The sequence below is a fragment of the Mesorhizobium sp. genome (assembly GCF_024509055.1).
Taxonomy (GTDB): domain Bacteria; phylum Pseudomonadota; class Alphaproteobacteria; order Rhizobiales; family Rhizobiaceae; genus Mesorhizobium.
This window is the reverse complement of the sequence record NZ_JANINM010000016.1, coordinates 1-7,338: the sequence shown is the minus strand read 5'-3', so window position 1 is coordinate 7,338 and position 7,338 is coordinate 1. Positions and strand designations below refer to the sequence as shown.

The following is a 7,338-nucleotide window of genomic DNA, read 5'->3' as shown; positions in this document are numbered from 1 at the left end:
GCTCGAGCAGCAGGGCTATGTGCGCGGCTGCCCGCTCAACAACCTCGCGCATGAACTGTCATTGGCCGACGACGAGTTTCGTGTTGCGCTGGCCCGGATCTTCGCCGGCTGGCGGCAGGCGATCGCCGACAAAATGCGGGTGGACCAGCAGGCCGGCCGGGAGGAGGGCACCGATCCGGACCGCTTCGCAGCGCTCACCGTCGCCATCTATTCCGGCGCCATGTCGATGGCGAAGACCGCGCAAGATGCCGGGGTGTTGCGGGAGTGCTTGAGGGGGCTGCTTCCTCCGTCACATTGAGAGTCCCGCCAAATTATCGAGGTCCAACAGAGGCTTCAGCTATCGCCCCAGCATCCGGACGGGATTGCCAAGTCTGGTCAAGTTAGAGCTCTTTGGCTCTCAAAGGGACGATTACATCCGGGTTGGTTTGTCTGCGTTCTGCCCAGTGACCCCATATGATTTCGACCTTCATGGGCTGGCCGAGGACGGTGGTCTCCACCACGTCGCCGACCACTGGAGCGTCCCCGTCGACCAAAATGCCTCCGCCGGGGAGAGTGCGCTCCGTGACTATCTCACCGGTCTTTAGGAGAATTCTCTTGATCCGATACGGCATAGCAGAGCCCTATCCCGGGAACCTGTAACTGAAGCCTCACTCCGCCAACGGCTTGATCGTCTGGAAACCTACCTCGCTCTGGGCGCTGGTGCCTTCATCGTAGCGGTGGGCTAGCACGGCCTGCAGATCGGGTGAGTAGAGCGCGGTGAAGGTATCGATGACCGCCCCGGAATCGCCGGTGATCGTTTCGCTCACCGCCAGCACATTGTACGTGCAGTCGCCGAGTTTGTAGCTTTCCTTGCCCTTGACCGTAAGGGCCACCGTTTCGGTGCCCTTCGGCGCCTCTGACGAACTCGGTCTTGCTCTTGGCGCCCGCCTTCAGCGGGAACAGCTTCCTGATGTCGCCGAGCGGGATCATCGACAGCCTTCCCGTGTCGCTGTCGCGGAACACCTCGATCAGCCCGGCATAGAGATATTGCGTCTGCGGCGACTGCGACTGGTAGCTGTTGGCGACCGAGACCATCCCTCCGGGCGCCGGGCGGAATTCGCTGCGAATACCGGGCTTCTCCAGCACGAAGCCTGCTTTCGCGGACTCGGCGTCGACGCAGCCAGCCGCCTGCGCCGCGCCGGTCAAAGCCAGCATGGCAAGCGCCATGCCGATCATCATGATTTTCATCACGTCCTCCCCGATGCGTTTGCAATGAATGCCAGACCCAAGCAGGTCTGTCGACCTGGGAGCCCTTCCATAACTTGAGCGCAACTGCAGCAGCAGGCCGATTCAATTACCTGGCGAATGTCACCATGGCAGCAAGACTGGACGAACAGCCACCAAAGCTGTTCAAATGCGTGACCGATATGTCGACGAAACATCAAACAAGCTGACTTGCTCGGATGCTTTTTCTTGCCCCGTCCGCTCTGACAGTCGCCATCCCATATGCGATTGAGCGACTATTTTTTTCGAGAAAATTTGGATTCTTCGCTGCTCTATTCTGGCTGTTTGTCGTTCAATCCTGTGCCTTGCTCGGAGGTGAGTTCATCTTCGAAAGCCATATAGCTCAATCAATGCCTGGCTGGGTGAAGTCCGTCGGCGTTGCGATTGGAGCAATCGCTTACCTGACGATTGGCATGACGCCGCTCGTTGCCGTGGTCGCCGCTGTGGGGTTCGGCGCCGTGATCGCGACCATGCGGTACTTGAGAAAGATCGAGGAAAACTAGGAGCAGCCAACCAAGGCGAAAGGCCTTGAGGCGCCGAACTGGACGAACCGCCGCCGACACTATTCAATCGCGCGATCATGAATCGCCCGATCTCTTTTTCCCGCCGTTCCTTCCTCGCTCATTCCGCCGGCCTGGCCGCGGCCTGCGTCCTGCCGCGCTCCGCTGTTGCCCAGGCCGGCACGCGCGCCCAGCCTGTCGACGCGACCTTCCTCTTCATCGCCGATATCCACGCCTGCCGCATGGCGAGCGGGTTGAGCCCAAGTTGCCTGCAGGAAGGCAAGACCGACGCGGCGCTTTTGCGCCACGTGGCGGCCCTTAACGGAATTGCCGGCAGGCAATGGCCGGCCGAGATCGGCGGCGTCGCCACCGGCCTGCGTTCGGCCGGCGGCCGCATCGCCGCGCCGCTCGGTCTCGTCACCGGCGGCGACATCACCGACGATGGCGGCGGCCAGGTCACCGAGCCAAGCGAAGGCACGCAGTTGCTGCAGTTCAGCCAGCGTTACCAACAGGGCGTCGGTCCCGACCGTGTCCACATGCCGGTCTATGTCGGGCTCGGCAATCACGACCTCGACCAGAACGGCTCGCCGCCGCATGTCGACTGGTACCGGCGCGAATTGCGCGACTATGTCGAGATCAACCATCGCGCCGGCGTGTTCTTCAAGCCGCCAGTGCCGGCGACCGAATACGATGTCGACACCGACTGCTATTCCTGGGACTGGGGCGGCCTGCATCTCATCCAGACGCACCGCTTCGCCGGCGACACCGGCCATGGCGCGGTGAGCAGCCTGCCATGGCTGAAGCAGGACCTTGCGACCTATGCCGGCGACGGCCGGCCGGTCGTCCTCTTCCAGCACTATGGCTGGGACAGTTTCTCGATCGAGCGCTGGGATCGGGACGGCCGCACCTATGACGACCAGGGCAACGGCCCGCCGCATTGGTGGAGCGACGCCGACCGCCAGGCGCTGCTTGCCGCGATCAAGGGCTACAACGTGGTGGGCGTCTTCCATGGCCATCAGCATGAAGTGCCGATGATCTACCAGCGCGACGGCCTCGACATCGTCAAGCCGAAGGCTGCCTTCATGGGTGGCTTCGCGCTGGCGCGGGTGACGGATGGTTACATGGACGTCGTTCTGGGCGAAGCGGCCGGCGACAATGGCGAGATCGTCTTCACCGACGCCTTTTCAAAGCAGTTCCAGACATGAAAAAGGCCGCCTCGCGGCGGCCCTTCATTAGGGATCAGAACACCTTTCGGACCTTGTCCTTCACATCGCCATAGGCCTTCTGCACCTTGCCGGCGAGCTTGTCGGCCGCGCCTTCGACCTGCACCTTGCGGTTGCCGGTGGCCTTGCCCGCCGCCTGCTTGACCGAGCCTTTCACCTGCTTGGCCATGCCGGCGATCTGATCCCTGTTCACCATCTGCGCATCTCCTGGGTCTCGAATGGAGCGGACGCGGGAACATTGCATCCGGCTGGCTCAACGATCGGGTGGCGTTTGAGTTCCAAGACCCGATGTGAGGCGCCCGGGACTTTCGGCGGCGAGGTGAAGCGGCTAGCTTGGCGCCGCGACTTGGCGTCGGGGAGGCATCATTGGCGGAATTCACGCTCTATATCGGCAACAAATGCTTCTCCTCATGGTCGCTGAGACCGTGGGTGGCGATGAAACAACTCGAAATCCCTTTCGAGGAAGGTTTCGTGCGCCTGCGCACGCCCGACACTGCCGCCAACCTTGCCAGGGTGTCGCCGACCGGACTGGTTCCTGTCTTGAACCACGATGGCAGGATCGTCTGGGAAACCCTTGCCATCCTTGAATATCTGGCCGACCTCTATCCGGACAAACGACTCTGGCCGGATGATCTCGCCGCCCGCGCATTGGCGCGTTCGGTGGCGACGGAGATGCATTCCGGCTTCCGCGAGGTGCGCTATGGCTGGCCGATGAACCTGCGCCGGCCGAAGGCGCACAAGCCGCTCGACGCCGAAGGCGAGGCGCAGCGGGCGCGCATCGAGGCGATCTGGCGCCAGTGCCGCGAGCGCTACGGCCGGGGCGGCCCGTTCCTGTTCGGCCATTTCACGGCGGCCGACGCCATGTATGCGCCGGTAGTCACCCGTTTCGACACCTATGGCGGCGAGCTGGCGCCCGTCACCCGTGCCTATGTCGACGCCATGCTGGCGACGCCGGCGATGCGGCAGTGGTACGTGGAAGCGGCGGCGGAGCCCTGGCCGGAGCCGGGTCCGGACGAATAGCCAAGTTGGTCGCGAGGCAAGGGCTTCCACTGGCTTGAACGCGGCCTATCTTGAATGGCGGGGCTTCTGGAGATCTCATCATGGCATCCGTTAATTCCCCTCTGGCCGGCAAGGTCGCGCTGGTCACCGGCGCCTCGTCCGGCATAGGCGAGGCGACCGCCGCGGCGCTCGCCACCGCCGGTGCCAAGGTGGCGGTTGCCGCCCGCCGCGCCGACCGCCTATCGGCGCTCGCCGGCCGCATCGAAAGGGCCGGCGGCAACGCGCTCGCCATCGAAGCCGACATCGCCAGCAACGGCGATATCGCCGCCATGATCGACAAGGTCGTCGCCCAATGGGGGCGCCTCGACATCCTCGTCAACAATGCCGGCATCATGCTCTTGTCACCCGCGGCCGAAGCCGACCTCGACGATTGGCGGCGCATGATCGAGCTCAACCTCATCGGCCTGATGGCAACCACCAAGGCGGCGCTGCCGCATCTCAAGGCCGCCAAGGGTCATGTCGTCAACGTTTCGTCGGTCGCCGGCCGCGTCGCCAATCCCGGCGCCAGCGGTTATGCGGCGACCAAGTTCGGCGTCGTCGCCTTCTCGGAATCGCTGCGCCGCGAGGTCTACGCAGACAAGGTGCGCGTCAGCGTGATCGAGCCGGGCCTCGTGCGTACGGAACTTGGCGACCACATCACCAACGAGCAATCCAAGGCCGGCCTGGACCATCGCCTCGCCACCATGGAGGCGCTGACCGCCGAGGATATCGCCAACGCCATCCTCTATGCCGTCAGCCAGCCGCCGCGCGTCAACGTCAACGAGATCCTGATCCGCCCGACCGACCAGGAGCGCTGACCCGGCGGCCATAAATTCTTTCGCATCGCGCAAAAATCCTCTCGCCGCCGCCGCAATTGTCGGCCAAGACGGGGCACGCATGAGGATTGCCTTGCCGCTCGACGCCACACCTTCTTTCCTGCTTTCCGACGGGGTCGCCTTCGACTGCCAGAGCTGCGGCGCCTGTTGCGCCTATTCGGCAGACTGGCCGCGCTTCTCGACCGAGGATGACGATCAGCTAGACCGCATCCCGGAGAAATTCGTCTCGGCCGACCTGTCCGGCATGCGTTGCGAAGGCAATCGCTGCCTGGCGCTCACTGGGGAGGTCGGCAAGCACACCGCCTGCGGCATCTACGAACTGCGCCCCGACGTCTGCCGCGCCTGCATGCCCGGCGGCGACGACTGCCTGATGGCGAGGGCCGCACACGGGTTGGCGATAGCGTAATCTCCCCCCGCTTGCCCACCGTTCCGCCTCCCGATACCTTCCCGTCCGGGCAGGGCCATGGGAGGAAACCTTGAGCATCGAATTCCTGTTGACGTCGCTGATCGTCGTGGCTTCGCCCGGCACCGGCGTTCTCTACACGCTGAGCGCCGGCCTTTCGCGTGGCGCGCGCGCCTCGGTCATCGCCGCCTTCGGCTGCACGCTGGGCATCATCCCGCACATGGCGGCCGCCATCACTGGCCTTGCCGCCGTGCTGCACACCAGCGCAGTCGCCTTCGAGACGCTGAAATATGTCGGCGTCGCCTATCTGCTCTACATGGCCTGGAACACGCTGAAGGATAGGGGCGGCCTGAGCGTCGAGGAAAATGTCGCGCCGCGCTCGACTGCCAGGATCATCGGCTCGGGCGTGCTGGTCAACATCCTCAATCCGAAGCTGTCGATCTTCTTCTTCGCCTTCCTGCCGCAATTCGTCAGCACCGCCGAGCCGAACGCGTTCTCGAAGATGCTGGAGCTTTCCGGTGTCTTCATGCTGATGACCTTCCTGGTCTTCGTCGTCTACGGCGTGTTCGCCGCTTCGATCCGCGGCCAGGTCGCGTCAAGGCCGATGCTGCTGACCTGGATGCGCCGCAGCTTCGCCGGCGCCTTCGTCATGCTTGGCGCCAAGCTGGCCCTGGCGGATCGGTAAGCGGCGGTCCATTGGGCGGACAGGCTCGAGGGGAGCAGGCGTTGGCGCGCAAGCAGTCGGATCAGGCGGTTCGCGGACCGCAATTCGCCAGGAATCTCGACTGGAACCTGCTGAAGTTCTTCCATGAGATCGCCAGCGCCCGCTCCGTCACCAGGGCCGCGCAGGAGTTGAACCGCAAGCAGCCGGCGCTGAGCCTTGCCCTGCGCCGCCTGGAGGAGAGGCTTGGCGTCACGCTCTGCCATCGCGGCCCGACTGGCTTCGAGCTGACGGAGGAGGGTCGCATCCTCGCCGAACGCTGCCAGGAATTCGCCGGCGCCATCCGCGAGATCCCGGCAAGGCTGTCGGACGTGAAGGCGGAGATCCGCGGGCATCTCAGGGTGATGCTGGTCTCCAATCTCGTGGCGCCCGCGCTCGACGAGGCGCTCGCCGCCTTCCACGCCAGATATCCGGCGGTCGAGCTGATCGTCGAGGTCGCCGCCTGGACCGAGGTCGTCAACTCGCTCATCCAGCACCGTATCGATGTCGGCATCTCGCCGTCGCGGGTCAAGCGCGCCGAGCTTGCCTATCTGCATCTCTTCACCGAGATCCACCGGCCTTATTGCGGAAGGCCGCATCCGCTCTTCGGCAAGAGCGTCGCCGATCCGGCGGCTCTCGCCGGCGAGGCCTTCGTGCTCACCGGCGCCGACGAGGGCGACGAGCTCACCCAGTTCCGGCTCGAGCACGGCCTCGGCCGCAACATCGCCGGCATGTCGGACCATCTGGAGGAGGCGAGGCGGCTGGCGGCGCTGGGCGTCGGGCTGTGCTTCCTGCCCGAAGGCTACGCGCAGGCCGAAGTCGATGCCGGGCGGCTGTGGCCGCTACTTGCCGGCGCCAACGTGCCGCGCAACGACATCTTCATCGTCACCGATCCGCAGAGCCCGGCGCATACCGCGCGCGACCTTTTCATCGCCGAGGTCGTCGGGCTGACGAAGCCGGGCGAAGGGATGCATTGATTTGGTCAATGCTTAGTGTTCGATCTTTGGGCGTTGAAGGGAGGAAGCACGGGTTTCATGGTCAAGCATGGCGACATTGCATCGGTCTCGTTGATGCTGCCCTAGAGGCAAGGCGCGGACCGGATGTCGACCAGGGGAACACCTCGCAAAGGGGATACTGAGATGACCTTGCAAACACCGACATCACCCGGGCAGTCGCTGCCCGCCGAAGCGCAGCCGGCCGTCGCCGACAGCGTCGAGACCATCCTGTCCGTCACTGAGGCGGACATTGCCGACTACACCGAATCCGTCGTGCCGCAGGAGAAGCGGCGCTCGAACTTCCGCATGCTGGCGCAGTTCCTGTCGATGCAGGCGGTGTTCGGCACCGTGCTGGTCGGCTACGGCGCCCGCTTCCAGGG

Annotated in this window: 11 protein-coding genes; 9 read left to right on the top strand and 2 right to left on the bottom strand. The window is 64.4% G+C overall.

Translation table 11 applies throughout. The annotated features are described in order from the left end of the window. Window positions 1-298 (top strand): TetR family transcriptional regulator C-terminal domain-containing protein (locus tag Q0L57_RS01065; protein WP_296736540.1); only part of this gene is annotated, 298 nt, incomplete at its 5' end. 407 nt (window positions 299-705) lie between these two features. Here Q0L57_RS01065 and Q0L57_RS01060 read toward each other — a convergent pair. Then, a complete protein-coding gene (locus Q0L57_RS01060; RefSeq protein WP_296736538.1) occupies window positions 706-1,227 on the bottom strand; it encodes a hypothetical protein in 522 nt (173 codons plus the stop codon). A 215-nt stretch (window positions 1,228-1,442) separates the two neighbouring features. On the opposite strand from Q0L57_RS01060, the gene Q0L57_RS01055 reads away from it, so the two are divergent. Both Q0L57_RS01055 and Q0L57_RS01050 read left to right on the top strand, forming a co-directional pair. Next, a complete protein-coding gene (locus Q0L57_RS01055) occupies window positions 1,443-1,766 on the top strand; it encodes a hypothetical protein (protein WP_296736535.1) in 324 nt (107 codons plus the stop codon). 77 nt (window positions 1,767-1,843) lie between these two features. Beyond that, the gene (locus Q0L57_RS01050) at window positions 1,844-2,968 is read left to right on the top strand and encodes a metallophosphoesterase (protein WP_296736533.1); all 1,125 of its coding nucleotides are present in this window, start codon (window positions 1,844-1,846) and stop codon (window positions 2,966-2,968) included. 34 nt (window positions 2,969-3,002) lie between these two features. On the opposite strand, the gene Q0L57_RS01045 is transcribed toward Q0L57_RS01050, so the two are convergent. After that, complete coding sequence (locus tag Q0L57_RS01045; protein WP_296736531.1) at window positions 3,003-3,182, bottom strand: CsbD family protein; 180 nt, start codon at window positions 3,180-3,182, stop codon at window positions 3,003-3,005. A gap of 170 nt (window positions 3,183-3,352) precedes the next feature. Between Q0L57_RS01045 and Q0L57_RS01040 the strand changes: the two genes are divergently transcribed. From Q0L57_RS01040 to Q0L57_RS01015, 6 genes are all read left to right on the top strand, one after another. Then, window positions 3,353-4,006 carry a glutathione S-transferase family protein gene (locus Q0L57_RS01040; protein WP_296736529.1) on the top strand — a complete coding sequence of 218 codons (654 nt, stop codon included), beginning with the start codon at window positions 3,353-3,355 and terminating at the stop codon, window positions 4,004-4,006. 80 nt (window positions 4,007-4,086) lie between these two features. Continuing rightward, window positions 4,087-4,842 (top strand): SDR family NAD(P)-dependent oxidoreductase, encoded by a 756-nt coding sequence (locus Q0L57_RS01035; RefSeq protein ID WP_296736528.1) that lies wholly within the window; start codon window positions 4,087-4,089, stop codon window positions 4,840-4,842. A gap of 79 nt (window positions 4,843-4,921) precedes the next feature. Next, window positions 4,922-5,266, top strand: coding sequence for a YkgJ family cysteine cluster protein (locus Q0L57_RS01030; RefSeq protein WP_296736526.1), 345 nt, complete (start codon window positions 4,922-4,924; stop codon window positions 5,264-5,266). A gap of 70 nt (window positions 5,267-5,336) precedes the next feature. After that, the gene (locus Q0L57_RS01025; RefSeq protein WP_296736523.1) at window positions 5,337-5,948 is read left to right on the top strand and encodes a LysE family translocator; all 612 of its coding nucleotides are present in this window, start codon (window positions 5,337-5,339) and stop codon (window positions 5,946-5,948) included. Window positions 5,949-5,989: 41 nt separating this feature from the next. Beyond that, window positions 5,990-6,940, top strand: a complete 951-nt coding sequence (locus Q0L57_RS01020) for a LysR family transcriptional regulator (RefSeq protein ID WP_296736521.1) — start codon at window positions 5,990-5,992, stop codon at window positions 6,938-6,940. Between the two features lie 162 nt (window positions 6,941-7,102). Then, a partial coding sequence (locus tag Q0L57_RS01015) for a hypothetical protein (RefSeq protein ID WP_296736518.1) occupies window positions 7,103-7,338 on the top strand: 236 nt, incomplete at its 3' end.